The sequence below is a fragment of the Hymenobacter jeongseonensis genome (assembly GCF_015694725.1).
GTDB classification, from domain to species: Bacteria; Bacteroidota; Bacteroidia; order Cytophagales; family Hymenobacteraceae; genus Hymenobacter; species Hymenobacter jeongseonensis.
Window position 1 is genome coordinate 1 of record NZ_JADQDQ010000023.1, and the last position, 24,931, is coordinate 24,931.

General features: G+C 63.3%; 24 protein-coding genes. 20 read left to right on the top strand and 4 right to left on the bottom strand.

Annotated elements, in window-relative coordinates; genetic code table 11:
* Window positions 1–912 precede the first annotated feature (912 nt).
* Together I2I05_RS21280 and I2I05_RS21285 are read right to left on the bottom strand one after the other, a co-directional pair.
* Window positions 913–2,295: a sensor histidine kinase gene (locus I2I05_RS21280; protein WP_196284289.1), complete on the bottom strand. Its 1,383-nt coding sequence runs from the start codon at window positions 2,293–2,295 to the stop codon at window positions 913–915.
* A complete protein-coding gene (locus I2I05_RS21285) occupies window positions 2,296–2,961 on the bottom strand; it encodes a response regulator transcription factor (protein WP_196284290.1) in 666 nt (221 codons plus the stop codon). It lies immediately after the preceding gene.
* A 224-nt stretch (window positions 2,962–3,185) separates the two neighbouring features.
* On the opposite strand from I2I05_RS21285, the gene I2I05_RS21290 reads away from it, so the two are divergent.
* From I2I05_RS21290 to I2I05_RS21340, 11 genes are all read left to right on the top strand, one after another.
* Complete coding sequence (locus I2I05_RS21290; RefSeq protein ID WP_196284291.1) at window positions 3,186–3,488, top strand: hypothetical protein; 303 nt, start codon at window positions 3,186–3,188, stop codon at window positions 3,486–3,488.
* Between the two features lie 214 nt (window positions 3,489–3,702).
* Entirely contained in the window at window positions 3,703–8,112 is a 4,410-nt protein-coding gene (locus I2I05_RS21295) for a CusA/CzcA family heavy metal efflux RND transporter (protein ID WP_196284292.1), read from the top strand.
* A 61-nt stretch (window positions 8,113–8,173) separates the two neighbouring features.
* Window positions 8,174–9,367, top strand: coding sequence for an efflux RND transporter periplasmic adaptor subunit (locus tag I2I05_RS21300; RefSeq protein ID WP_196284293.1), 1,194 nt, complete (start codon window positions 8,174–8,176; stop codon window positions 9,365–9,367).
* 184 nt (window positions 9,368–9,551) lie between these two features.
* Window positions 9,552–10,010, top strand: coding sequence for a Rieske 2Fe-2S domain-containing protein (locus I2I05_RS21305; protein WP_196284294.1), 459 nt, complete (start codon window positions 9,552–9,554; stop codon window positions 10,008–10,010).
* A 109-nt stretch (window positions 10,011–10,119) separates the two neighbouring features.
* Entirely contained in the window at window positions 10,120–10,581 is a 462-nt protein-coding gene (locus I2I05_RS21310; protein WP_196284295.1) for a thioredoxin family protein, read from the top strand.
* A gap of 5 nt (window positions 10,582–10,586) precedes the next feature.
* Window positions 10,587–11,651: an FAD:protein FMN transferase gene (locus tag I2I05_RS21315; protein WP_230688469.1), complete on the top strand. Its 1,065-nt coding sequence runs from the start codon at window positions 10,587–10,589 to the stop codon at window positions 11,649–11,651.
* Window positions 11,648–11,890 (top strand): DUF4266 domain-containing protein, encoded by a 243-nt coding sequence (locus I2I05_RS21320; RefSeq protein WP_196284296.1) that lies wholly within the window; start codon window positions 11,648–11,650, stop codon window positions 11,888–11,890. The genes I2I05_RS21315 and I2I05_RS21320 overlap by 4 nt, the downstream gene beginning before the upstream one ends.
* Before the next feature lie 30 nt (window positions 11,891–11,920).
* Complete coding sequence (locus I2I05_RS21325) at window positions 11,921–13,186, top strand: DUF3570 domain-containing protein (RefSeq protein ID WP_196284297.1); 1,266 nt, start codon at window positions 11,921–11,923, stop codon at window positions 13,184–13,186.
* Window positions 13,187–13,207: 21 nt separating this feature from the next.
* Window positions 13,208–13,435, top strand: coding sequence for a hypothetical protein (locus I2I05_RS21330; RefSeq protein WP_196284298.1), 228 nt, complete (start codon window positions 13,208–13,210; stop codon window positions 13,433–13,435).
* A gap of 424 nt (window positions 13,436–13,859) precedes the next feature.
* Window positions 13,860–14,648 carry a porin family protein gene (locus I2I05_RS21335; protein WP_196284299.1) on the top strand — a complete coding sequence of 263 codons (789 nt, stop codon included), beginning with the start codon at window positions 13,860–13,862 and terminating at the stop codon, window positions 14,646–14,648.
* A gap of 389 nt (window positions 14,649–15,037) precedes the next feature.
* Window positions 15,038–15,775, top strand: a complete 738-nt coding sequence (locus I2I05_RS21340) for a lipid-A-disaccharide synthase N-terminal domain-containing protein (RefSeq protein ID WP_230688470.1) — start codon at window positions 15,038–15,040, stop codon at window positions 15,773–15,775.
* A gap of 12 nt (window positions 15,776–15,787) precedes the next feature.
* Here I2I05_RS21340 and I2I05_RS21345 read toward each other — a convergent pair whose 3' ends face one another.
* Entirely contained in the window at window positions 15,788–16,132 is a 345-nt protein-coding gene (locus I2I05_RS21345) for a Rossmann-fold NAD(P)-binding domain-containing protein (protein ID WP_196284300.1), read from the bottom strand.
* 128 nt (window positions 16,133–16,260) lie between these two features.
* On the opposite strand from I2I05_RS21345, the gene I2I05_RS21350 reads away from it, so the two are divergent.
* From I2I05_RS21350 to I2I05_RS21385, 8 genes are all read left to right on the top strand, one after another.
* Complete coding sequence (locus I2I05_RS21350; RefSeq protein ID WP_196284301.1) at window positions 16,261–17,115, top strand: glycerophosphodiester phosphodiesterase; 855 nt, start codon at window positions 16,261–16,263, stop codon at window positions 17,113–17,115.
* Window positions 17,116–17,216: 101 nt separating this feature from the next.
* Complete coding sequence (locus I2I05_RS21355; RefSeq protein WP_196284302.1) at window positions 17,217–18,914, top strand: ArnT family glycosyltransferase; 1,698 nt, start codon at window positions 17,217–17,219, stop codon at window positions 18,912–18,914.
* Window positions 18,915–19,082: 168 nt separating this feature from the next.
* A complete protein-coding gene (locus I2I05_RS21360) occupies window positions 19,083–19,385 on the top strand; it encodes a transposase (RefSeq protein WP_196284303.1) in 303 nt (100 codons plus the stop codon).
* Between the two features lie 2 nt (window positions 19,386–19,387).
* Window positions 19,388–20,263: an IS3 family transposase gene (locus tag I2I05_RS21365; RefSeq protein ID WP_317192392.1), complete on the top strand. Its 876-nt coding sequence runs from the start codon at window positions 19,388–19,390 to the stop codon at window positions 20,261–20,263.
* 439 nt (window positions 20,264–20,702) lie between these two features.
* The gene (locus I2I05_RS21370; protein WP_196284305.1) at window positions 20,703–20,867 is read left to right on the top strand and encodes a DUF3606 domain-containing protein; all 165 of its coding nucleotides are present in this window, start codon (window positions 20,703–20,705) and stop codon (window positions 20,865–20,867) included.
* A 194-nt stretch (window positions 20,868–21,061) separates the two neighbouring features.
* Window positions 21,062–22,162, top strand: a complete 1,101-nt coding sequence (locus tag I2I05_RS21375) for a serine hydrolase domain-containing protein (RefSeq protein ID WP_230688472.1) — start codon at window positions 21,062–21,064, stop codon at window positions 22,160–22,162.
* A 195-nt stretch (window positions 22,163–22,357) separates the two neighbouring features.
* Window positions 22,358–23,485: a DNA/RNA non-specific endonuclease gene (locus tag I2I05_RS21380; RefSeq protein ID WP_230688471.1), complete on the top strand. Its 1,128-nt coding sequence runs from the start codon at window positions 22,358–22,360 to the stop codon at window positions 23,483–23,485.
* A 90-nt stretch (window positions 23,486–23,575) separates the two neighbouring features.
* Window positions 23,576–23,983, top strand: coding sequence for a hypothetical protein (locus I2I05_RS21385; protein WP_196284307.1), 408 nt, complete (start codon window positions 23,576–23,578; stop codon window positions 23,981–23,983).
* 48 nt (window positions 23,984–24,031) lie between these two features.
* On the opposite strand, the gene I2I05_RS21390 is transcribed toward I2I05_RS21385, so the two are convergent.
* The gene (locus tag I2I05_RS21390) at window positions 24,032–24,376 is read right to left on the bottom strand and encodes an immunity protein Imm33 domain-containing protein (protein WP_196284308.1); all 345 of its coding nucleotides are present in this window, start codon (window positions 24,374–24,376) and stop codon (window positions 24,032–24,034) included.
* 282 nt (window positions 24,377–24,658) lie between these two features.
* Between I2I05_RS21390 and I2I05_RS21395 the strand changes: the two genes are divergently transcribed.
* On the top strand, window positions 24,659–24,835 hold the full coding sequence (locus I2I05_RS21395) for a hypothetical protein (protein WP_196284309.1): 177 nt from the start codon (window positions 24,659–24,661) through the stop codon (window positions 24,833–24,835).
* Window positions 24,836–24,931: the final 96 nt, after the last annotated feature.

The window sequence follows — 24,931 nt, forward strand, 5'->3', positions numbered from 1 at the left end:
TCTTCCGCTTGCACCCACGAATCCTGCGGCTGAAACGAATCGAGGGAATGGAGCAATGTAGCCAGGGAGGGCATAATTGGGCGGAAAGGTGCAATAACGTGCTCGTTTTACGATTCGGACCCTTTTGGTGAACAGATAACGATGTTGACTCAGTGTTCTTATGCGATACATCTCATTCACTTGGTTCGCGCTAACCCTGCTGCTTACTGCGCTCGCGTATAACTTTTTAGGCCACAACTATGAGCAATCCATCCATAGTGCTGGCGTAGTTTTTTTAACCTCTTTGGCTGCTTATAATATTGCGATACTGATTTATTTGTATTTAAGGCAAAAGAAAGTCATCTGAACGCTCCTTTAACTGTTCGGCCCGTTTCGCTAAACTTGCAATTCACTCTATAGCCGATGGAATTATGGCCTTGGTTAAAAGTTTGGTCCAAAAGTCGCATTTGGACTCACAGTAAAATTGCTTTAGATGGGAGCCCGTTTCACTGATAGCAATGCCCTTAAGTGGAAGTGCAGGGTATGAGGAGGACATAGCCGGATAAATATCAATCTATTTGAGGAGCGATCTGCTACTAGTGCACGAGTCGCATACTGCGGGGGTAATAGACCACCCGATAAATCCATCCGGGGCACAAAACTCAAATCATCGGCAAATCAAGGAATAAAAGCACCCAACTCACAATTAAGCCTTTGAGGTTTGGTTCGCGTTTTATTCCATTCGTTTAATGCGTACTTACTCTTAATAGCTTTTTCTTGATGACATCGTGCCGCAAGTGGCTTATGACGTTGGCTACGGGCTGCGCCTGGCAACAGTAGCTTAGATTAGCGTGTTGCGTAGTGTGGTAACGGAGCGCAAGCTCTCAACAAAACAGGATACAGCTTACTAGGGGTACGTAATGCCTTTTCGCTTTACGAAGCGGGGAACAGCACTGTAAACGTTGTGCCCCGCCCGAACTCACTTTGCACCGTTAGCTTGATGCCCAGCAGGGCACAGGCCTTGGCCACGATGGACAGTCCCAGGCCGGTGCCTTCGATGTGCTTGTGGGCCAACGCGTCGGAGCGGTAGAGGGGGGCGAAGATGCGGGACTGGTCTTCGGGGCGAATGCCGATGCCCTGGTCGGTGATGGCGCAGCGCAGCCGCCCGGCCACGGGGGCCAGCGCGACGGTGATGGTGGAGCCGGCCGGCGAATACTTCACAGCGTTGGAGAGCAGGTTGTCCAAAATCAAATCCACTAGGTAGGGGTCGGCCTCGACGGGCAGCGTATCTCCGTCCTCCACGTCCACGCGGATGCGCTTGGTTTCCAGGTCGGCGCGGTGCCGGTGCAGCACGTCGTGCACGCCGCTGAGCACCGAAAGCTCCTGCCGGTTCAGGCCCTTGGCGTGGTTCTCGAAGCGGGCCATGAGCAGCAGCTGGTCAACCAGATGCGTAAGCCGGTTAATTTCGCGGATGCCGAAGGTGATATTTGCCACGTACTCGGCCGGGGTTCGGGGCTTGCGCACCAGCACTTCCAGCGTGCCCTTGAGCACGGCCAGCGGGGTGCGCAGCTCGTGCGAGGCGTCGGCTGTGAACTGCTTTTCGCGCTCCACCACCTGCTCTACGCGGCCCAGCAGCCCGTTGATGGCGCTGGCCAGCGTGTGCAGCTCGTCGGGGCGGGCGGGCAGGGGCACCCGCTCGGCCAGGTTGGCGCGGGTGATGTGGTTGGTGGTAGCGGTAATCTGCACGATGGGCCGGATGCTACGCCCGGCCAGCAGCCGGGCGCTGCCAAACAACGCTAGCAGCACCACCGGAAACGAGAGTAGCAGCACGGTTTCGAGGCTGCCCAGCACGTGCTGGGCAGCTTCCGACGAAATAGCAGCCAGCAGGTAGCCCACCGGCGCCCCGTCTTCCAAAATAGGTACCTGTACCTGCCGGATGGCCTTGCCGCGCAACAGGGAGTTAAGGGGCACCTGCTCCGTGAGGCCCAACTCGAAGGCAAGCCGGTCGGCTTTGAGGTTGGGGGAGCGGTCCATGAGCTGCCCGCGCGGGTCGTTGACCTGAATGAACACCGGGTCGACCTGCACCTCCCGATGCTCCTGCTCCTCCCATTCCTCTTTGTGTGCGAAGCGGATGGTGCCATTGGCAATGCCCACTTCTCCCAAGTGCTTGGCCGCTTCAAAGCGCAAACGGGCATCCAAGTCGGCGTAAACCTGGTGCCGCACCACCAGCAGTACCACCAGGTAGGCCGCGGCCACCAGCGCGGCCGTGGCCAGCATGTAGTGCAGGGCAATCCGGTTTTTAAAGGTCAGGGTCATCTAGTCGCGGGCGACATAGCCAATGCCGCGAATGGTTTGGAGGTAATCTTCGTCCTTGTTCAGGCGCAGCTTTTTGCGCAGCGCGTTCATGTACACGTCAATCACGCCGGTGTTGTATTCGAAGTGGATGTCCCACACGTTTTCGATGATGCTCTGGCGGCGGCATACCTTGCCTTTGTGTCGAAGCAAGTACTCCAGCAGCGCGAATTCCTTCTGGGTAAGAGGCACTTCCTCCTCGCCCCGGAATACCTGGTGGGTAGCCACGTCCAGCCTGATGGGGCCGACGGTAAACTGCTCAGTGGAGGCCGGCAGCGGGCGCAGCTGCACTTTGATGCGCTCCAGCAGCTCGTCGAAGTGAAAGGGCTTCTTGATGTAGTCGTTGGCCCCGGCCTGCAGCCCGCCAATGGTATCCTGCACGGTGTCCTTGGCCGTCAGGAAAATAAGGGGCTCGGCATGCTGGGCGGCCCGTAGCTGCCGGCAGATTTCCAGGCCCGTGAGGCCGGGCAGCATCCAGTCCACCAGCAGCAGGTCGTAGGCCTGTGCCTGGGCCTGAGCGAGGCCGGCGGGGCCGGTGTCGGCCACGTCCACGGTATAGGCCTCTTCCTCCAGGCCTTGCTTGAGGAAGCGGGCAATGCCGGGCTCGTCTTCGATGAGTAAAATGCGCATACCGGGTGGGGTGGGGAGAAGGACTAAGAGAATTACGCGTAGCCAGTGGGCCGGCTTTCAGGGTACGAACCTAACGCCATTACCCGGCCGAAGATGCGGCCCGGCCCAGCGTAAAGTGCATTTTAAGGAAATCTTAAGCCATTCCTAAGCAGGCCCTAAGACCCGTAGCCGTTATTTGCTCATCGAATTCTCCGGCCAAGTTGCCGGCCGGTAGTCTCCCCGCTATGAAGTCTCTCGTTGGCCTGCTGTTGTGCGTCCTGACCCTGGTCGGGGGCCTGGTGCCCCGCCACGACTTGGCCGAGCTGGGCCGGCTGCCGCGCCTGCTGGAGCACTACCGCCAGCACCGGGCTACGGCCGGCACGGGCCCGCTCAGCTTCGCCGAATTTCTGGCCCTGCACTACGGCCGCTCCGGGCTGGCCGCGCACAATCCGGAGCACCAGGGCCTGCCCCTGCACGACTGCCACCACGCCCCGGTACCCGTCATCTGCACGTTGCCAGTTTGGGTGGGCATTGTGCCACCCGTGTGAGCTGCCGCCGTAGCCGCGTACCGGCCCGCCGGCCGTAGCACCTACGCGGGCGGTTACCCGCCGGCCTGCTGGCAGCCACCCTGCGCCTAAGCACCCCCGCTGGCTTGCGCTTCGTGCGGCCAGCCCGCTTCGTCGTTGCATTTCCGGGTTGCCCGGAGCCGGAGCGGCTCCGTAGGGCCGGCCTGCACCCTTCACGCTGCTATTTCCTTTTTCGATGCTTTCTAAAATCATTGCGGCCAGCATTCACAACAAGCTGTTTGTGGTGCTGCTGGTGCTGACCCTCATCGGCTGGGGCGGCTACTCGGCCGTGAACCTGCCCCTCGACGCCATTCCCGACGTGACCAACAACCAGGTGCAGGTGCTCACCCAAAGTCCCGCGCTGGCGGCCCAGGAAGTGGAGCAGCTGCTCACCGTGCCCCTGGAGCTGCAGCTGCGCACCATTCCCGGCGTCACGGAAATCCGCTCCATCTCCCGCTTCGGGCTGTCGGTGATTACAGTGGTGTTCGACGACGAGGTGCCCACGCTGCAAACCCGCCAGCTGGTGGCCGAAAAGCTGACCGCCGCCCAGGCCGACCTCGGCGGTACCCTGCCCCAGATGGCCCCGATTACCACCGGCCTGGGCGAGATTTTTCAGTACACCCTTGCGGTTAAAAAAGACCACAAAAAGCAGTACTCGCTGGCTAAGCTGCGCGACGTGCAGGACTGGCTGGTGAAACGGCAACTGGCCGGCGTGCCCGGTGTGGTGGAGGTGAGCAGCTTCGGCGGCCTGGTGCGCCAGTACGAGGTGAGCGTGAATCCCGATCGCCTCAACGCGGTCGGCGTGAGTATGCCCGAGCTATTTGCGGCCTTGCAGAACAACAACGCCAACACCGGCGGCAGCTACCTAGAGCGCGGCCCCAACGCCTACTTCATCCGGGGCGAAGGGCGCGTAAACTCGCTGCAGGATATCGGCACCATCGTCATCAAACAGGCCGCCCAAAACGCGCCGCTGCTGGTGCGCGACGTGGCCGACGTGCGCTTCGGCCACTCGGCTCGCTACGGGGCCATGACCCGCAACGGCCAAGGCGAAACGGTGGGCGGCATCGTGCTCATGCTCAAGGGGGCCAGCTCTGAGCAAACCATCAAGGGCGTGAAGACGCGGGTAGCCGAAATCCAGAAAAGCCTGCCGCCGGGTCTGGAAATCCTGCCCTTTCTGGACCGTACCAAGCTCATCGATAAGGCCATTCACACGGTCAGCAAAAACCTGCTGGAGGGCGGCGTGATTGTGGTGCTCGTGCTGCTGTTGCTGCTGGGCAACCTGCGCGCCGGGCTGGTGGTAGCCTCCATGATTCCGCTGTGCATGCTGTTTGCGCTGGGCATGATGCGCACCTTCGGCGTGTCGGCCAACCTGATGAGCCTCGGGGCGCTGGATTTCGGGCTGATTGTGGACGGAGCTGTGATTATCGTGGAAGCCATGATATTTCACCTCGTCCACTTCCGCGCTCAGACTGAAAATGAGACGATGGACCAGGTGGCCGAAACGGCCGCCACCCGCATGATGCGCTCGGCCCTGTTCGGCCAGCTCATCATCCTCATCGTGTATTTCCCCATCCTGGCCCTGAGCGGCATCGAGGGCAAGATGTTCCGGCCGATGGCGCTGACGGTGAGCTTTGCCATCGTGGGTGCCATGCTGCTGTGCCTCACCTACGTGCCGGCCGTGTCGGCCTGGGTACTGCGCAAGGACATCAAGGAGGAAGGCACCGTGGCCGACCGCATCATGAAGTTTCTGTACCGCGGCTACCGCCCGCTCATTGCCGGGGCGCTGCGCCTGCGGGTCGCGGTGGTGGCGGCGGCCGTGGGGCTGCTGGTGCTGGCCGGCTGGCTGTTTACGCGCATGGGCGGCGAGTTTATTCCCCAACTCGACGAGGGCGACTTTGCCGTGAACGTGACGCTGGCCCCCGGCTCCTCGCTCAGCCAGAGCATTGCCACCACCACCCGCATCCAGCAGATTCTACTCCAGAACTTCCCCGAAATCGAGCAGATTGTGGGCAAAATCGGCACCTCCGAAATCCCCACCGACCCGATGGCCATGGAAGATTCCGACCAGATGATTATCCTCAAGGACCAGAGCGAGTGGACTTCAGCCCACTCCCGCGTGGAGCTGGCCGACAAGATGAGCGCCGCCCTGGCCGAGGTGCCCGGCGTGAACCTGGAGTTTCAGCAGCCCATCCAGATGCGGTTTAATGAGCTGATTTCGGGGGCTAAGTCCGACATCAGCATCAAGATTTATGGCGACGACCTGGCGTTGCTCTTCGAGAAAGCCACCCAGGCCGCCGCCCTCATCCGCCCGCTGGCCGGCGTGGGCGACCTGAAGGAGGAGCAGATTGCGGCCCTGCCCCAGCTGCGCGTCACCTACGACCGCCAGAAGCTGGCCCAGTACGGCCTGAACGTATCCGACCTGAACACGCTGCTGCGTGCCTCCTTCGCCGGCGACGTGGCCGGCCAGGTGTACGAAGGCGAGCGGCGCTACGACCTGGTGGTGCGTCTCGACAGCACCAGCCGCCAGGGCCTCGGCGATTTGCGCAACCTGTACGTGGATACGCCCACGGGCCAGAAAATCCCACTGGAAGAAGTGGCCGCCGTAGCCTACCGCAGCGCCCCGGCCCAGATTTCGCGCGACGATGCCCGCCGCCGCATCAACATCGGCGTGAACGTGCGCGGCCGCGACGTGCAAAGCCTGGTGCAGGAAATGCAGAGCAAGCTTGACCAGGGCCTGAAGCTGCCCGCCGGCTACACCATCAAGTACGGCGGGGCGTTCGAGAACTTGCAGCAGGCCAAGGCCCGCCTAAGCGTGGTGGTGCCCATTTCGCTGCTGCTGATTTTCCTGCTGCTTTATCTCTCTTTCAACTCCCTCAAGCAGGCCGCTCTGATTTTCACGGGGATTCCGCTGGCCACTATCGGCGGCATTCTGGCACTGTGGCTGCGCGACATGCCGTTCAGTATCTCGGCCGGCGTGGGCTTTATCGCGCTGTTTGGCGTGGCGGTACTCAACGGCATCGTACTGGTAGCCAGCTTCAACGAGCTGGCCCTAGAAGGGGTAAAGAACGTGCGCGAGCGGGTGCTCAGGGCCACCGCCGAGCGGTTCCGGCCGGTGCTGCTCACGGCCGCCGTGGCCTCCCTGGGCTTCCTGCCGATGGCCCTGAGCACCTCGGCCGGCGCCGAAGTGCAGAAGCCCCTGGCCACCGTGGTCATCGGCGGGCTGATTACGGCCACGCTGCTCACGCTGCTGGTGCTGCCCGTGCTCTACACCTTCTTCACCAAAGATGACGAGGAAGCGCCGGATAAGGGAGAAACCCCCGTTGCTCAAACGCTCATTGCGCCTGATGCTCCAATGCCTGGTAATCACCCGACTGGTGCAGCTCCGGCCCTGGCGCTAGGCCTGGCGTTGCTGCTTTTGCTACCCCTCGGCGGCTTCGCCCAAACGACATCACCAACGTCACCCGCGCCCACTGGCCCGCTGACGCTGGCCCAGGCCCTGCAAACCGGCCTGAATCAGAACCTGTCGGTGCAGTCGGCGGCGCTGCAGGTGCAGCAGCAGCGCGCCCTCACCCGCACCGGCTACGATATTCCGCGCACCGTACTCGACTACCAGCGCGGCCAGATTTCGGGCGGGCTGATTGACCAGAGCTTCAACATTATACAGCAAACCTCTTTGCCGGGTGTGTACGCCGCCCAGCGCCGCCTGCTGGAAAGCCAGGCCCTCACGGCCGAGCAGCGGGGCCGCGTGCAGCGCCGCGAGCTGAGCCAGAACATCCGCAGCAGCTACTACCAAGTACTGCTCAGCTACCGTCGCGCCGCCCTGCTGCGCCGCCAAGACAGCCTTTACCGCCGCGCAGCCCGGGCCGCCCGCATCCGCTATCAGGTGGGCGAAACCAACCGCCTGGAGCAGGTATCGGCCGAGGCCCGCTCGCAGGAGCTGCAAAACCGCCTGGCTACCACGCTGGTCGATATCAGCGTGCAGCAGCAGCAGCTGGCCTTGCTGCTGGGCACCGGCACGGGCCGCATCGACACACTGGCCAGCGTGGTAGCGCCCCTGAATGCCGCCGATACCACCGCCTTGTCGGCCGATTCCAACCCGGCCTTGGGGCTACTGCGCCAGCAGGCCAGCCAGAGCCAGCTGCAAACTCGCGTGGAGCAGCTGCGCCGCCTGCCCGACGTGCGGGTGGGCTACTTCAACCAGAGCATCAATAAAGAGCGCGGCTTTCAGGTGGTGCAGGCGGGGATATCCGTGCCGCTGCTAAGCGGGGCGCAAAAGGGCCGCGTAGCCGCCGCCCGCATTGGCGAGCAGGTAGCCGAAAACCAACTCACCTACGCCACCACCCAACTCGCCGGGCAGGCCGGCCAGTTGCGTCAGCAGCTGCGACGTGCCCGCGCCTCCCTCAACTACTACGAGCAGGCGGCCCTGCCCCAGGCCCGGCTCATTTTGAGCACCGCCGAAAAAAGCTTCCGCGCCGGCGACATCGACTACGTGACCTACGTGGTGAACACCGAGCCCGCCTGGCAGATTCAGCAAGCTTACCTGGAGCAGGTGAGCCGCTACAACGAATTCGTCATCGGGCTGCAAGGGCTGAACGGCGTCGAATGAGGCCCCATTTTCTGCATGCTTTTTCTCAACTGCCTACTCCGCGTTTCAGCGCTCCTATTTTATGAACTTCTCCTTTTCCTTTCCGCTGCCGCTGTTTTTATTGACTCCGCTGCTGGCGGGCCTGCTGGCCGGCTGCGGCAACGATTCGGCGACCAAAACCGAGCCGGCTAAAGCTTCGGCGCCCCCTGCCAACCCCGACCAGGTGACGATATCCGCCGCTCAGGCCAAAGCAGCCGGCATCATGCTGGGCGGCTTCGCCCGCCAGAACATGGCCTCCGAGGTGCTGGCCAACGGCGTAATTGACGTGCCGCCCCAGAACATGGTGTCCATATCGGCGGTGCTGGGCGGCTACGTGCAGCAGGTGCAGGTGCTGCACGGCCAGTTCGTGAAAAAAGGGGCCGTTGTGGCCGTGCTGCGCCACCCCGAGTACCTTAGGCTACAGCAGGACTACCTGCAAAGCCGGGCCCGGGTGCAGTTTCTGACCCTGGACCTGGAGCGCCAGCGCATCCTCGACGTAGAAGACGTGGGGGCCAAACGCAAGCTCCAGCAGGCCCGGGCTGATTACGCCACTGAGCAGGCCGCCGTGCGCAGCCTAGCCGCTCAGCTGGCCCAGCTCAACATTTCGGCCAGCCGGCTGGCGGCCTCCGGCCAGATTCAGCCCACCGTTACGCTCACCACGCCGCTGGCGGGCTACGTGAAAACGGTGAGTATTAACCCCGGCCAGTTCGTGAACCCTCAGAACGTGCTGGTGGAGGTGGTGGACCGCTCCGATTTGCACCTGCAGCTCAAGGTGTTTGAGCGCGACATTGCCCGCGTGCAGCCGGGCCAGCCCATCCTGTTCACGGTACCCAGCCACCAGACGGCCAGCGAAATTCTGCGGGCGCGCGTGTTTATGGTGGGCAAGGCCTTCGACGATAATGCCCGCACCGTGACCGTACACGCCCACCTTGAAGGCAAGGATGCCGAAACCCTGCTGCCCGGCCAGTATGTGGCCGCCCGCATCCAGACGGCCGGCCGGCGCGTGCGCACCCTGCCCGAGGAGGCCATCATTCAGGCTGGCGAACTGAGCTACGCCTACGTGCAAACCGCCGCCACCGACAGCACCGCCACGTTTCGGCGGGTGAAAATAAAGCCCGGCGCCACGGCCCACGGCGACGTGGCCGTAACGCCGCTGGAAGCGGTGCCCGACACGACCCAGATGGTGCGGCGCGGCGCGTATTTTCTGGATGCCGAGCGGGCCAAGGGCGACGAGTAGCCGCCGCCTTTGCGCGGCGCGGTGGCCCCCAATTATTTTTTTAAGACAATCTTAAGGCCCCGCACAGCTGACTTTTATCGCCAACTGCATTATTCGCATAATTTAATTCGGCGGCTAGCCTTTCCGAAATTATCAGATAACTGCCTTGATTTTGTTTAAATTTCATTCCTGGCATTTTACGCTCATGGTCAACTCTTCAGCAATGGAGCGCAAAGAATTTCTGCAGCTCTTCGGGCTGGGCGCGACGGCGCTGCTGGCCTCGGCCTGCCTGAAGAGCTGCGGCAGCAAAAGCAGTGACCCGATTCCCGGTGCTGCCAACGTCGATTTTACGGTGAGCCTGGCCGCCAGCAGCAGCAGCAGCAGCAGCATCGACCTCAACGATGCCAGTAAGGGCTACATCTACGGCGCAAACCGAGCGGTTATCGTGGCCCGCACGGCGGTCGGGGCCTACGTGGCGTTCCAAGCGCCCTGCCCGCACGATGGCACCAGCGTGTACTTCGACCAGCGCCAGACCCGCGTCGTGTCCCCCAACCACTACGCCATTTTCAGCGGGAGCGGCGGCGTGGTGAGCGGGCCGGTATCCAGAGCCCTCAAGCAGTACACCGTGGCCCATACCGGCACCACACTGCGCATCAGCGGCTGAGCTGATTTCTTAAGACTTGCTTAAAAACGCACTCCCGCGGAAACCCTTGCATAGGGTAGCACGGTTTGTGATTTTAATCCGGCTTTAATCTAACCTTCAACATTTCGCCATGCGTTTTCTCTCTTTTTGCCTGTTGCTGCTGCTGACCGTGACGTGCGCACAGGCCCAAAATGCCGCCGCGTCCGCCACCTGGACTACCGACCTGACGACCGCAATGCAGCAGGCCAAGGCCACCAACAAGCCCGTACTGGCCATTTTCTCGGGTTCCGACTGGTGCAAGCCCTGCATCATGCTCAAGGAGGAAGTGTTCGACAAGCCCGAGTTTGGGCAATTTGCGAAAGACAAATTCGTGCTGGCCCGCTTCGACTTCCCGCGTGCCAGGAAAAACAAGCTGCCCGCTGCTCAGACCAAAGTCAACGAGCAGGCCGCGGCCCAGTTCAACAAGGAAGGTGCTTTTCCGCTGGTGGTGCTGATTTCGCCCGAGGGCAAGGTGCTGGCCAAAACCGGCTACCGCCCCGGTGGCGTGGCCGCCTACGACGCCTACCTGACCCAACTGCTGGCCAAACGCTAAGTCCCATGTTCCGCACTTTCTTCCGGCGTATGGGCGGCAGTCTGCTGCTCGGTTTACTGCTGAGCGGCGGCCCGGCCCAGGCCCAGACGCCACCGGCTGCCAAGCCCCGCAACTTCACCCGCCCGGCGCAGCTGATGGGCTCGCACTTCACGTTCACGGCCGTATCGGCCGATGACTCGCTGGCCTGGCGCGCCATCCGGGCCGGTATTGGGGAAGCGCAGCGCATCGACCGGCTGTTTTCCTACTGGGACTCGACTTCGCAGATTACGCAGGTGAACCGCGCCGCCGGCCTGCGGCCCGTGGTGGTGGACCAGGAAGTGTACGACCTGATTCAGCGCACGTTGAAGCTTTCGGCAATGAGCGGCGGGGCGTTCGATGTCACCTTCGCCGGCGGCGAAAAGATTTACAAGTTCGACAAGCTGGCCCACGCGGCTTTGCCGGCGCCGGAAGTGGTGAAGGCCTCCGTAGCCCGCATTGATTACCGCAAGGTGCTGCTCGACCCGGCTACGCACTCGGTGATGCTGAAAGACAAGGGCATGCGGATGAACCTGGCCGGCATTCTGCAGGGCTACGGCGTGCGCCGCGCCCAGGCCCTGATGCGGCAGATGGGCATTCAGGGCGGCCTCATCAACGGCTCGGGCGACGTGTCGTGCTGGGGCCGGCAGGCTGATGGTTCGCTCTGGCGCATTGCCATCGGCGACCCGGCCCACCCGCAGTCGGTGTCGTCGTGGTTGACGGTGAGTGACGTGGCGGTGGTGACGGCCGGTAACTACGAGCAGTATTTTACGGTGGGCGGGAAGTACTACGGCCACATCATCGACCCGGCCACCGGCTACCCGGCCACCGGCCTGCGCTCAGTCACCATCATCTGCCCCGATGTGGAGCTGGCGGACGGGCTTGATGAGGTGGTGTTCGTGAAGGGCCCGGAAGCGGGTCTGGACTTCATCAACACGCTGAAAGGCGTGGACTGCACGCTCATCACCAACGACGGCCGCACGCTGACCTCGCGCGGCATGCAGGTCAATTATTATTCTACGCCACCTCAGGCCGCCGCGGCCCCCAAACCATGAACCTCCTGAATCCAACCACGCTGCCCCGGCTGCTGCTGGGCGCGCTGTTACTAACGGCCGGCAGCAGCCTGAACAGTTGTGTATCGGTGGCCGCCTACCAGAAAGTATACCTCAACGACGAGGACATGAAGCTGGCCAACAAGCGCGTGGAAGTGTACGAAACCAACTTCCAGAGCTACCGCGAAGGCGCGGGCGGCGCCAACGGCGGCAAAGTAGGCGGCGGCTGCGGCTGCAATTAAACGATGATGAATCTGCCTTTTCCGACGCTCATGCTCCGCTTTACTTTCCGGCCGGCCGGCCTGCTTCTGGCTCTGGTGGCCCTGCCCGTGCTGGCCGTTGCGCAGGTCACGCCCACGCCCACCCGCGTGGACGGCTACGGCACGCCAACCACCACGGCTCCGCGGCTCAATAACCCCAGCAATAACGGCGAAACCGAGGTCAACATCCTCAGCAGCTACTACTCGCAGGACGGCAACCGCGGGGCCGTGGAAGGCGGCATCGGCACCCAGCAACTGACGGATTTCACGCCCACCATCATCCTGAACGTGCCACTGGATTCGGTAACGCGCCTCTCGGCCAACCTGGGCATGGACTACTACGCCTCGGCTTCCACCGACCGGATTGACCAAGTGCTGTCCACACCCTCGTCGTCGGATGTGCGCTACCACCTCGATTTGGGCCTTTCGCGGCAACTGGCCGATAAGCGCACCATCGTGGGCGTGGGCGGCGGCTTTTCGGCCGAGTACGACTACCTCTCCTTCAACGTGTCGGGGTCGTGGGCGCGGGCTTCCCGTGACGGCAACCGGGAGCTAAGCGTGGCGGGCCAGGTATTTTTCGACCAGGTAACCGTTATTCGTCCCGTAGAGCTGCGCGCAACGCCCCTCCCGGAGGGCGGCACCACGCGCCAGAGCTACAACCTCAGCATCGTGTACTCGCAGGTGCTCAGCCAGCGGCTGCAGGCGTCCGTCAGCACCGAGCTGGTGGCCCAGAACGGGCTGCTGAGCACGCCGTTTCACCGGGTGTACTTCCGCGAAACCGGGGGGGAGCTGGGCACAGCCCGTACCGAGCTGCTGCCCCGTCAGCGCCTGAAATACCCCGTGGGTTTGCGCCTGAACTACTACGCCACCGACCTGGTGCAGCTGCGCGGCTACTACCGCTTTTATAACGACAACTTCGGCATCCGGGCGCATACGTTTGAGCTGGAAGCGCCGGTGAAGGTGACGCCGTTTTTCGTCTTGTATCCCTTCTACCGCTACCACACCCAAACGGCTGCCGACTACTTCGCGCCCTACCTGAGGCACTCCGTTGCCGACCAGTACTACACGTCCGACTACGACTTGGCCGATTTCTCGGCCAACAAGTTCGGGCTAGGGCTGCGCTATGCGCCGGTGTACGGCCTCGGGCGCTTCAAAACGCCGTTTGGGGGCCGCGTGGCCAAATTTAAGGCTCTCGACATCCGCTACGCCTACTACCGCCAGAGTACCGGCCTGACCGCCAATTTGATTAGCGCCGACCTCTCGTTCACCCTGCCCTAACCGGGCATTTTTCCTCTGAAAATGGGTAATACACTGCGCCGCTGGCTGCTGCTGGCGGGAATGGTATTGGCGGGGCTGGACAGTCCGGCCCAGGTGCTCACGTCCACAAAGCTGCGACCGGCCCTGAGCCGGCCGGCTGCGAAAGTAGGGGAGGAGGTGGAACTGCTGGTGAATGCCCACATCGATAAGAACTGGCACCTATACGCCACGGATTTTGACCCCGAGCTGGGGCCGGCGGTGTTTGCCTGAAGGGGTCGAGATTCCGCAAAAAGTACAGTCCTTTTTTGAGGGCGGTCAATAGCGAATCTGAATAGAGCGTGTTCACCTTCGGACCGTGGCTGTTGCAGAACTCGGTAAACAGCTCAAAATCGGCCTGCGTCCGTCTTGGTATAGGTGCAAAAGGCCTGTTTTAGCGCATTGCGAGTCCGCTTCATGCTTTGAACCGCCTGTCTGGCGAGTCAAATCGGGGTTCTGCAACAGCCACCACCGTTTTCTTGAACTTACGGCAGTAGCACCGCGCCGTAGCTCGTTCGCCATCCGGGGCGGGGGTTGCCACCTCACCCGGTGCAACCTTTGGGGCCAGGGGGGCCTCTTGGACTGCCGGACGGGGGGGGGCGGTGGCGACCCGCGCTCGCGTCGTTTCCATTGCTTCTTTTCTTCTCTTTTGTTTAGCATGTTCCTTTCTGCCCGTTGCTGGCTACCCGGCCTGTTCTCGTTGACGTTGCCCCTGGCCGGCCGGGCCCAAGGCGCTCCCGCCCCGGACCGCCGCGTCGCGGAGGGCCGGGACTTGCCCACCCTCGCGCGAACGAGCTTTCATTTTGGCCCCAGTGTCGGGCTCAACGGGGCCAACGTGCGCGGGGTGGAAACCGGCGGCCCCCGCGCCACGACCATTAAAGCCCGGGCCGGGTTCGAGGCCGGGGTGGCCGGCCAATGGGCGCGCGGCGGGCACTGGGCCCTGCAGGCCGCGGCGCGCTACACCCGCCTCGGCTACACCCAACGCGACCAGGTGCTCGTGGCGAACGGCGCGCCGCGCGTGGCGGCCCGCATGGACTACCGCTTCAATTACCTGACCGTGCCGGTGAGCGTGGCCTACACCCAGTTCGCCAACGGACAAGGCGCCCAAGTCTACGCCGGCCTGTACGCGGCGCAGTTCCTGGCCGGGCGCTTCGAAACGACCGACCTAGCGCCGGGTTGCCCCCCCCGAAGAGGCCCCGTGCGGGCCGCCGCCGCCCAGGGCCTCTTCGGGGGAGGCAATTACGTGCGGCCCTGGGACGCGGGCCTGCAAGCGGGGCTGGGGTACCGCTACGGCCCGGTCCTGCTGCAGGCGGGGTACGTGCACGGGCTGCGCACGTTGGCCCCCGCCGTCATCCAGGGCCGGGGCAGCCACTTCACCCGGCCCCCCTATTACAACCGGGCCGTGCGCCTCTCGCTAACGTGTTTTGCCTTCGGGCCCCGGGACTAACCGCCCGGTAAAGGGTCCCGGGACGTCCGCCGGTGGTTCCCGCAGGAGCATCCCTGGTGGACGCCTGTGCGCCGAAAACGCTCCTTAAAATCAATTGCTGCGTCTATCTTCGGCCCGTTTAACTTTCTTACCGAGAATAGAATCGGCTAGTGTTGAAGCTACCCTCAATTGGGGAATTAATAGAATTTTTATCAGAAATCGGTATTTCGCAGCATGGCCTTTGGATTTGGAGCACTTTTTACGGGCCGGCAAATGGCGGTGTGGTTACGGCCGCTACTGATTTTAGTGCTTGCCGTTGTCTGGTTGAGCCCCGCCTTGGCTCAGCCCGCCGCTCCTGCGGCCCCGGTGGGGCAGTCAGGCACTAACTACTAAGCAGGCCGGAGGTGGGGATGCTCAAAATCCAAACGCTGCTGACGACGGCCAACGTGGCGCTGGTTATCGGGCTGGTGTCGCAGCTCTTGTTTTCGAGCCGCATCGTGCTGCAATGGATCCAGAGCGAGCGGGCCAAGCGGGTGCTGGTTCCCACGCTGTTCTGGCAAATCAGCCTGGTTTCGTCGTTTTTGATGCTGGTGTATGGCCTGCTGCGCCACGACCCGGTGATTCTGGGCGCTCAGCTCATCAGCTACGCCATTTACGTGCGCAATCTGCAGCTGCTGGGCGAGTGGGGCAAACTGCCGGCCTGGTTCCGGGCCGCGGCCTACGGGCTGCCGGTGGCGCTGCTGAGCTGGTTTGTGGCCGGTAACCGCCATTTCAGTCTGCGGGCCATGTTGGGCACCGAAATACCCGGGGGCCTGCTGGTGCTGGGCACCGTGGGCCAGGCCATTTTCCTGCTGCGCTTCGTGTATCAGTGGATTTACTCTGAGCGTCGGGGCGAGTCGAGCCTGCCGCTGAGCTTCTGGGTTATCAACCTGGTTGGCTCGCTGCTGATTCTGGCCTATGCCATTCTGCGCCGCGACCTGGTGCTGTTTATTGGCAATATCTTCGGCACGGTGGTGTATGCCCGCAATATTGTGCTGCTGCGCCGGCAGCTCCAGCAGCAGCCGGCCCCACTCCGGCTGGCAAGGGCCGCCGCTGAGGCGGCTAATGCAGCTCGGCGGCGCAATAACCGAGGCGCTAACCACGGCTGACTGAGCGGCCAGTCAGTTCGTAAAAGGGCTTAATCCAGCCTCAGGCGTAGTTTGTGGCGCATAGTCTGGCCGCCGCCGAGCCTTGCTGCTATCGGCGCAGGTCAGGTCCACGTCGCTGAGCTGCATAGGCTGGTGTTGCAGGCGTGGCGCTACGCCTACGGCCGTACTTACGGCCTGGATTAGCTCCACCAGGGGCACGGGCGGGTAGTTGCCCAGGTTGATTGTTTCGTACACGCCGGTCCAGGTAAGCAGGTAGTCCACGCCCCGGCTGATACCATCCACCGCAAAGGACACAATAGTGTAGTCGCGGGCAATGCTGCCGTCGCCGGATACCGGTACCGGTTGACCGCTAGGCATCGGATTTTATCGAACTTACGCCCATGCACAATGGTCGATTGGGTGATTTCTTTGGGCAATGGGTGCCAGCGTTGAGCCTTGGCTTGCTACTGGCCGGTCGCAGCGTTGGAGAGAAACTTCAGTCCGGTTTGCCTAGGCCCGACCTGCTGGTAATCGGTCATGCCGGCTCCGGGTTCTTCACCCCCATCAATCCGTTCAATCCCCTGCCTCCCAACAGCTGGCGCAGCATCGCGCGGGCCTTGGAGGCTGGGGCCGACGGAATAGAAGTAGACGTGCGCCTGAGCCAGGATAGTATTGCCGTGCTCTACCACGACGGCACGCTCGAGGGCATGAGTACGGGTCGGGGCTGCGTAAGCCAGACGCCTGCAGCCACCCTGGTTGGACTGCACTATCGGGGGGGCTGGCCCTACGACTGGTTTCAAAAGGAGCGGCCCCAAACCCTGGAAACATTGCTCCAGCTGCTCAGGGCGCGAATGAGCCGGACCCAAACCAAGTTCCCGTATCTGCACCTCGACCTGCATGAGGACGATCCCTGCGCTACTGGTAACACGGTCCGTAGCCGGACCCTGGCCCGAACTCTGGCCCGGCTGCTTACGCGCTATCAGGTGCCGCCGGCGCGGGTGCTTATTCTCACCGACCGGGCTGCCACGCTCCGCTACCTGGCGCAACAGGTACCTGCCGGCGTCGATTTAGGCCTGGAAGTAGGAAAAGATTACGATGCGTCGGTGAGCTTGGTGAAGACATTGCCCGAAGTCAATACCGTTGTGTTAGACAAGGGCAAGCTCACGCCCGACCGGGTCAGGCAGCTTAAGGAAATGGGGCGGGCCGTGGTGGTTTTCGGCGGGCGCTCGGCGGCGGCCGTAAATCGGGTTGTGGCCGCCGGGCCCGAGGCCTACCAGGTAGATGATGTGGACCAGCTACGCACTACGCTCCGTCAAAAGGCTAAGGTACGGCAGCAGCAGCCTCCACCGGAACAGCCTTAATAGGAATACTTTCCTGCTCTGTCGGCTAAGTCTTGGCAAAATCCGACGCGCCCGGGCCGCTGGCTTTACCATCTTCAACACTGTCTGGTTTCACCGTATCAATGGCTGCTTTTACTTTGTTTCATGCCCGGCTAGGGCGGGTGCTGACGGTACTGGGCGTGTGTCTGCTCAGCTTTTTCGTGAATGGGGGTGCCCCGGGCATCAGTCTGATGGAGAGCCGCAACTTGGTGGCGGCCCGCGAAATGGTAGCCGGTGGCTCGTGGCTGATTCCGACCATGAACCAGGAGCTACGGCTGGCCAAGCCCCCGCTGCCCACCTGGGCCGTGGCTGGTTGGCAGTTGCTTATTGGTCCTACCGAAAACCTGGGCCTGCTACGGGTTCCGGCCGCGTTGGCTGCTACGCTGCTCGTCTTTTTCTTCTGGGGGCTAGCCCGCGAGCTTACCCGCAACCATCCCGGGGAGGCTACTGCCCCGGGCCGGACGGCCTGGCTGGCCGCGCTGGTGCTGGCCACGAGTCTGCTGGTTGTTACCACGGGCCGGGAGGGGCAGTGGGATATTTTTGCTACCAGCCTAGCGGTAGGCGGGCTTTGGCGGTTGATGGGCGGCTGGCAGCGGCCGGTGTGGGCTTCCTACTGGTGGCTGGCCGGAGCCGGCATTTTGCTGGGAATGGCCATTTTAAGCAAGGGCCCGGTTCCGCTCTATGCCCTGGTACTGCCGTTTCTGCTGGCCTACCTGGTCAGGCAGCCTGCGCACCGGCAGGCCGTGCGGGCCCGCGCGGGTGGCACGGTGCTGGCAGTTGGCTTGGCGCTGGTCATCGGGGGCAGTTGGCCGTTATACGTCTGGCTGAAAGTGGCCCCGGCTGCCCGGGCCGTGGCCCGGGTCGAGATAGCGTCCTGGGGTGAGCGACATACGCAGCCAGTCTGGTACTACTGGCCTTTTTTCGCCTTTACGGGCCTGTGGGCCCTGGTGGCGCTGGCCGCGTTGGTATGGCCCTACGCCCGGCCCCGGCTGCGGGGCTTCCTACCGTACGGAGTAGTCCTGGGATGGGTACTACTGGCCCTACTGCTGCTGAGCATCGTGCCCGAGAAAAAGGAGCGCTACATGTTGCCGCTAATGCCCCCACTGGCCCTGCTTGTGGCGGGCTTACTGAGCTACTGGCAAAATCTGCTGCGGACCGGCCGGCCTGAGCTGCGCGACAACTCGCCCGATAGCTGGCTGATGCGCACTTGGGGCGCTTTGCTACTGCTATTACTGCTGGCATTGCCAATAGTTATGGTGCTCACCGGCTTTCCGAGTTTTGGGTGGGGATCGCTCCGCTTTGGCCTGATGCTCTTGTTAGCTGTCGGGCTGGGCGCGGGGTTGGTTTGGCAGGGTATTGCCCGGCGGCGGGTCAACTTCCTGATTGGCACTACCCTGCTCATGGTGGCAGGTATTCTGGTGCTGGTTATGCCCGCCTATCCATTGTGGGAAGGCCGTCGTGACGTGCCCGGGCAACGGCAGCTCCGGCAGGTTGGGCAGGCGCCGGCGCTACGGGCCGTGCAGCGGTGGTACAGCCTCGATACGATGCACGTAAAACAAGTTTGGGCGGCTGGGCGGGCCGTTCCTATCTGGCACCCTAGCGTAGCCCAACTGGCCAGCCTGTCCCAGCCGGTAGTTGTTCTTTCGGCCCAGCCAGCCAGGCAAAAGTTGCCGGCCGGCTGGGCTGGCTACTTCCGCATCAGCCGCCAGGATTCGTTTTACCTGGACCGGGGTAGTAAATCGGGCGTCTGGTATATCGCCCGCTTAGATGCTGTTCGGTAGGTGGCTACTCATTCCCCAACCGGGGGGAACAGGCGAGCGTCTGGAAACTGTAAAGAGCAAGGGGATAGTCATCGTCTGGGGTAAGTTTGGCCTTCTTATAGCAGCGGGGGGATAAAATGAGGTGGTCTAGTTAGGCCGGACAGAAGAAGGACGTATATTTCTTCTGTCATGGCAGCAAAAGCAAGCGGGTCGTCGCCCGACCAACGACGCAAGTATGACGCGGCCTTTAAAGCGGAGGCATTGCGCCTGGCTTCGGAGAGCCGCAGCACGCAGGCCGCCGCGCTGCAGTTGGGTATCAGCCCCAAGCTGCTTTATCGCTGGCAGCAGGACCAGGTCGTCGCCGAAGTCGGCAGTGCCGACGTCGCCCGCGACCCGGAAGTGCGGGCCTTACGCGCGGCCAATAAACGGCTGGCGCAGGAGCTGGACATTTTAAAAAAAGCCTTGGCCATCTTCGCCCAGCCGACCCCGTGAGCGTGTACCAGCACATCGCCCGACGCCGCCACCACGTCCCCGTGCGCCAGCTCTGCCACGTGCTGGGCGTGGCCCCGAGTGCCTACTACGCCTGGCAACAACGCCACCAAGCTCCCGCCCTCGAGCCCGCTTGGCAAGGGGCCGTGCGCGTGGCCTTTCAGCGCCACGGCCGCCGCTACGGCACGCGCCGGTTGCGGGCCGAACTGCAGGCCGAAGGCCACGGCGTGGGCCGGGGGCGCATCCGCCGCGCGCTGGCCACGCACGGCTTGCGCGCCCAGCAGCCCCGCTCCTTCGTGCCCCGGACCACCCATTCCGCCCCGGGCCGGTGCGCGGTGCCCAACCGCTTGCTCGGCCAGCCCGCCCCCACCGCCCCCAACCAGGTCTGGGTGGGCGACATCACCTATTTGCCCAAGCAGGGCGGTGGCTGGCTCTACCTGGCCACGTGGCTGGACCGCTATTCGCGCAAAGTCGTGGGCTGGGAACTGCGCGAGACCATGCCCGAAGCCCTGGTCAGCGAGGCCCTGCGCCGGGCGCTGGCCGTGCGCCAGCCCGCGGCCGGCCTCGTCGTGCACTCCGATCAGGGCAGCCAGTACATGGCCACCCGTTTTCAGGACTTACTGGCCCGCCACCGGGCCCTGCCAAGCATGAGCCGACGGGGCAACTGCTACGACAACGCCCACGCCGAATCCTTCTGGAGCCGGCTCAAAACCGAACTGCTCGACGGCGGCCGCTTTCCCAGCCTGGCCGAAGCCCGCCTGGAAGTCAGCCACTACATCGCCTACTACAACGCCGAACGAAGACATTCCGCCCTCGGCTACCTAGCCCCCAACCACTTCGAATCCCACCTCCAAACCACGTCCCAATTGTGTCCGGCTTAGCTGGACCACCTCAGCCCTTTGATTTTTCGGATGAATACCTAGGGTGCTTAAAGTGCAAGCTTATTTCACCCGGAAAAGTCTCCATCTCTTACGGATATACACGAGAGCGCTATGGTCACAGTGTAATTCCTTCTCAATCAAAAGATTTTAAATTGTCTGAGGAAAGCTACATCCCTACTTCAGGTTCAGCGATTCTAGAAAGTGCTGTAGTAATCAATCACATTGAGGGTTGTATAAAATCTTTGATGAACGGTAAAGGAAGAAGGTAGCACTCGCCCTTTATGGCTTTACGCAATGTTGTAAATCAATTCACTGAGCATCGCTAATTACAGCAGTCTGCTGTAAGAGATAAGTCAGGATGGAAAGAAACGCTCCTTTTACTATTCGGACCGTTTCGCTGAAAACTCCCTGTTTTTTCGCGCCTTTGCGTATAGCGGGCATGCTCCCTTCTCCTCCGGCTGACGCCACGCGCCTCCACCTCGCTTCCACGGTGGAAGTGAACTACTGGTGCCACACCCTGAACTGCACCGAAACCCGCTTACGCAACGCCGTGCGGGCCGTCGGACCCCTGGCCGCCGACGTGCGGGCCTACCTGGAGCGCTGAAGTGGAGCAGACAAAGCACCTGCTCCTTTTGCGGTTCCGACCGTTAAGGTGAACGGCGGTACCGTGCCAAAGGGCCCGGCTGGCGCGGCGCAAGCGCGGGCGGGCACCACCTGGCCCGGCGCGCGGCCGTATACAGGCGCCGGGCCGGCCACCGGCGGGCCCCGTTCCGTTTCCCCGGCCCGCCGGTCTTGGCCATGCCCGACGTGGATTCCCTGCTTGCTTCCCTGGTCGCCACGCACCAGGCCCCGTCGGTGCAGTACGCGCTCTTCGACGCCGACGCCTACCTGTGCCGCCGGTCGCTGGGCTTGGCGCACGTGCAGCCCCCGCGGGAGGCGACGGCCGCCACCACCTACCACGTCTTTTCCGTCACCAAGACCGTCACGGCCCTGGCCGTGCTGCAGCTGGCCGCGCGCGGCGCCGTGTCCCTTGACGGGGCGGCTTGCCGCTACGTCCCCGCCCTGCCCTTCGATTCCGCCATCACCCTCCGGCACCTGCTGACCCACACGGCGGGGCTGCCCAACCCCCTGCCGCTGGGGTGGGTGCACCCCGCCGCGGCCCACGCCGCCTTCGACCGGGACGCCTTTTTTGCCCCCCTGCTGCGCCGCTACGCCCCCCGGCGGGCCCGCCCCAACGAGCGGTTCGCCTACTCCAACCTGGGCTACGTCGTGCTCGGGCAGGTGATCGAGCACGTCGCCGGCGGCCGCTACGAGGACTACGTCCGGGCCCACGTCCTCGCGCCCTTGGGGCTGGGGCCCGCCGAGCTGGGCTTTGCCGTGGCCGACGCCGGGCCCCACGCCACGGGCTACCACGACCGCGCCAGTTGGTCGTACCTGCTGCTGGGCTGGCTGCTGGACAAGGCCGCGTGCATGGGCCCGCCCGAAGGCCGCTGGCGGCCCTTCCGCCCGCTCTACGTCAACGGCGCGTCGTACGGCGGCCTGCTGGGCACGGCCGACGCCTTGGTACGCTACCTGCAGGACCTGCTCCGCCCGGACGGGGTGCTGCTGCCGGCGGCGGCCAAGCGGGCCCTGTTCACGGAAAACCGCACGGCGGCCGGCCGGCCCACGGGCATGTGCCTGGCGTGGTTCCGGGGCCGGGTGCTGGGGCAGGAGTACGTGGCCCACGCCGGCGGGGGCGGCGGCTACTACGCCGAAATCCGCCTCTACCCGGCCCTGGGCCGCGGCAGCGTGCTGCTGCTCAACCGCACCGGCCTGCGCGACGAACGCTTGCTCGACCGCGTGGACGCGGGCTGGCTCACGCGCCCCGGCCTGCTTCTTGAACCCGGACCGTTTCGCTGAACCGCTACGTGTTGTGCAACTGGTTTAGGGGCGGGGCTCCGACGCGACGAATAAGGGTCCGGCGCTGGTTCGTTGTTCCCTCGAACGCAGGGCGGGTCCCGGCGCCGGCGCGTCGCGGCCAACGCCGCGGTAACTTAGCTGGAAGTTTCCGCCCTTGGCCTTGAGGGCCGCTTCCCCTTCCGCCCCGCTCCCCCCATGATGCTTTGGATCCGTGCCCGCACCTGGGCCGTGCTTACCCTAACCGCCCCCCTCGGGCTCGCCGGGTGCCGCGACACGCCCGACCCCACCCCGCACGTCCTGGTGCAAACCGGAAACGTGGCCGGCACCTACGCCCCGGCGACGGCCTTGGCGAGCGTCACGGCCACGCCCGCCGCCGGGGGCGCCGCCACGGCGGCGACCCTGACCGGGACGGGAACGTACGCCTTTGCCACCCTGCCGGCCGGCGCCTACGCGCTGACCTACGGGGCCGCGCCGGGGTACGTGGACCCCGCCCCGCAGGCCGTGACCGTGGCCGCCACTGCCACCACCCAGGTGCCGGCGCTGACCGTGCGGCCGGTGCCCCCGGCCCTGCCCGAGCATTTGACGCTGGGCAATCCGAGCGGGGCCACCCCCGACCCCACCCAGCCCGCCAATTACCTGCTTTACCGGCCCCAATACGCCGTCTCGTACCACCGCGACTGGGGCAAGCCCAATTGGGCGAGCTGGCACCTGAGTGCCGACTGGATCGGTATGGCGGCCCGCCAGGACGACTTCCGCGCCGACCCGGACCTGCCGGCGGGCTGGTACCGGCCCGGGGCGAGCAGCTACGCCGGCTCGGGCTTTGACCGGGGGCACCTGTGCCCGAGCGCGGACCGGACCCGCACCATCGCGGACAACTCGGCCACGTTCCTGATGACCAACCTCATGCCTCAGGCCCCGCGCAACAACCAGCAGACCTGGGCCAACCTGGAAGGCTACTGCCGCGACCAACTCGCCACCGGCCAGGAGGTGTACATCCTTTGCGGCTCTTACGGGCAAGGCGGCACCGGCGCCAACGGCTACGCCACCACGCTCGACCAGGGCCGCATCCGCGTGCCGGCCCGCTGCTGGAAAGTCGTCGTCGTCCTGCCCACCGGCGACGACGACGCCACCCGCGTCAGCGCCAGCACCCGCGTCATTGCCCTTGATACGCCCAACGACAACACCATCAGCACCAGCTGGGGCACCTACCGCACCAGCGTCGATGCCATCGAAGCCGCCACGGGGCTGGATCTTTTATCGGCCGTGCCGGTAGCCGTGCAGCAAGCGGTCGAAGCCCGCGTGGACACCGGCCCCACGAACTGAACCCGCTTACCCGGCCGCGGTAATGGTTTCTTTGCGATTTCGACCCTTTCGCTGGACTTTACTTTAGAGCCTAGCAACCAGTCCGCAGCCGTGAAAGAACCCGTTTACACCATGACAGATTGGTACGATGGCCCACGGAAAGGCGTCGCAAACTTTGAAGGGACTCCCCACTACTATGAGTGCCCATGGTACGCCGGCATTGATACGGGCAGCGGGGAGTTGCCCGGGCACTACCTGTTGACTCCATTGGATGCCGAAACCTTCCGTTTGGCGCTAGAGGATTGGGCCATTTGGGAACGATGGGAAGCGGCATTTGCGGCCGGAATGACCACACAAGACACCCACCCTGTACTGCCCGAAGACCGACCCAGGCACGATGAAATTGAACAATTACTGCTATCCAAGTTGGTGACTAACCCGCTTACCTGCCGGCGAGCGAAAGGCGCGTTTTCCTATGAGGAGAACAAGCGTTTCGTTAAATGGGCCATTGTGCTTTAAAGGCTCCTAATTTTAAAGAGAGTACGTTTAGGGCACCCTTTCGCTGAACTAGGATACTAGCGTCTCGTCAAACCAGACGTCCTCGTATCCTTCTTCGGGCACCAGCAGAAAGCGCCAGCCTGGCGCCAAGCCCAGGAATCGGTGCAGGTGGGGTTCCCATTCCTCGAGGTGCGCCACGTGCACCGGCTGAAAAAAGTCGTCGGCGTCCGAGGGTTCCCCGGCCCACACATACCACCCCGTCGTATCCCCCTCGGGCTGGTGCCGCACCCCGTGCAGGGGACGCCCCTTGGTACGAACGCCTACAGCGACGCCTACTTTCTGCCCTGCTGGACTGGCCACATAAGCTGCACCATACTGCTGGCATAAGCGACGTTGCGTTTCTTCCTTGGTCATACGCCGGCAAGCTAGTGAGCTGCGAAAGAACCGCTCCTTAATTTGAATGGGCCTCGTTTACCTTCGGACCGTTTTCTTAAACTCGGATGTAGGTTTGCTCAACCGAAATCATTCCCAATGACCTTCTCTTGGGTAGGCCGCCTTACGCTTCATTCCTACCCGTGGTGGGTCCGTTTGCTCGCGCTCGTGCTCAGCCTCGGGTGGCTGGGGGCGGCCGTTATGACCGTCCTTTTGATGGGGTACATGCTGTGGCTTCCCGGCGCTCCGGGACCACCAATCTCCATGTTTTTGCTGATTGCCGCGGTGTTCTTCCTGGCAACGACGGGGTATGCCGCGCTGGTTCGCGGGTATCGGTGGATGGGCCTGATGCTCTTGCTCGGCGCGTGTGGGCTGGGAGCCTACCTGGTGTTGTGGGCCGGTTGGGGAGCCCTCGTGCTCGGGCTTATTTATGAGGGCTGACAATAGGCTCCTTTTACTTTTCGGACCGTTTCCGCAAACTACATTTCCTTTACTTGCTCCCTCACGTCGCTCCACGGTAGCGCCGGGCAGTGCTAC

What these genes read in the sequence shown, in the direction of transcription:
- I2I05_RS21320 (WP_196284296.1), top strand. Translation starts at nt 11,648, where the DNA reads ATGAACCTCCTGAATCCAACCACGCTGCCCCGGCTGCTGCTGGGCGCG.
- I2I05_RS21325 (WP_196284297.1), top strand. Translation starts at nt 11,921, where the DNA reads ATGCTCCGCTTTACTTTCCGGCCGGCCGGCCTGCTTCTGGCTCTGGTG.
- I2I05_RS21370 (WP_196284305.1), top strand. Translation starts at nt 20,703, where the DNA reads ATGCTCCCTTCTCCTCCGGCTGACGCCACGCGCCTCCACCTCGCTTCC.
- I2I05_RS21280 (WP_196284289.1), bottom strand. Translation starts at nt 2,295, where the DNA reads ATGACCCTGACCTTTAAAAACCGGATTGCCCTGCACTACATGCTGGCC.
- I2I05_RS21345 (WP_196284300.1), bottom strand. Translation starts at nt 16,132, where the DNA reads ATGCCTAGCGGTCAACCGGTACCGGTATCCGGCGACGGCAGCATTGCC.
- I2I05_RS21335 (WP_196284299.1), top strand. Translation starts at nt 13,860, where the DNA reads ATGTTCCTTTCTGCCCGTTGCTGGCTACCCGGCCTGTTCTCGTTGACG.
- I2I05_RS21295 (WP_196284292.1), top strand. Translation starts at nt 3,703, where the DNA reads ATGCTTTCTAAAATCATTGCGGCCAGCATTCACAACAAGCTGTTTGTG.
- I2I05_RS21340 (WP_230688470.1), top strand. Translation starts at nt 15,038, where the DNA reads ATGCTCAAAATCCAAACGCTGCTGACGACGGCCAACGTGGCGCTGGTT.
- I2I05_RS21330 (WP_196284298.1), top strand. Translation starts at nt 13,208, where the DNA reads ATGGGTAATACACTGCGCCGCTGGCTGCTGCTGGCGGGAATGGTATTG.
- I2I05_RS21360 (WP_196284303.1), top strand. Translation starts at nt 19,083, where the DNA reads ATGGCAGCAAAAGCAAGCGGGTCGTCGCCCGACCAACGACGCAAGTAT.
- I2I05_RS21285 (WP_196284290.1), bottom strand. Translation starts at nt 2,961, where the DNA reads ATGCGCATTTTACTCATCGAAGACGAGCCCGGCATTGCCCGCTTCCTC.
- I2I05_RS21315 (WP_230688469.1), top strand. Translation starts at nt 10,587, where the DNA reads ATGTTCCGCACTTTCTTCCGGCGTATGGGCGGCAGTCTGCTGCTCGGT.
- I2I05_RS21300 (WP_196284293.1), top strand. Translation starts at nt 8,174, where the DNA reads ATGAACTTCTCCTTTTCCTTTCCGCTGCCGCTGTTTTTATTGACTCCG.
- I2I05_RS21375 (WP_230688472.1), top strand. Translation starts at nt 21,062, where the DNA reads ATGCCCGACGTGGATTCCCTGCTTGCTTCCCTGGTCGCCACGCACCAG.
- I2I05_RS21395 (WP_196284309.1), top strand. Translation starts at nt 24,659, where the DNA reads ATGTTTTTGCTGATTGCCGCGGTGTTCTTCCTGGCAACGACGGGGTAT.
- I2I05_RS21305 (WP_196284294.1), top strand. Translation starts at nt 9,552, where the DNA reads ATGGTCAACTCTTCAGCAATGGAGCGCAAAGAATTTCTGCAGCTCTTC.
- I2I05_RS21390 (WP_196284308.1), bottom strand. Translation starts at nt 24,376, where the DNA reads ATGACCAAGGAAGAAACGCAACGTCGCTTATGCCAGCAGTATGGTGCA.
- I2I05_RS21310 (WP_196284295.1), top strand. Translation starts at nt 10,120, where the DNA reads ATGCGTTTTCTCTCTTTTTGCCTGTTGCTGCTGCTGACCGTGACGTGC.
- I2I05_RS21290 (WP_196284291.1), top strand. Translation starts at nt 3,186, where the DNA reads ATGAAGTCTCTCGTTGGCCTGCTGTTGTGCGTCCTGACCCTGGTCGGG.
- I2I05_RS21355 (WP_196284302.1), top strand. Translation starts at nt 17,217, where the DNA reads ATGGCTGCTTTTACTTTGTTTCATGCCCGGCTAGGGCGGGTGCTGACG.
- I2I05_RS21380 (WP_230688471.1), top strand. Translation starts at nt 22,358, where the DNA reads ATGATGCTTTGGATCCGTGCCCGCACCTGGGCCGTGCTTACCCTAACC.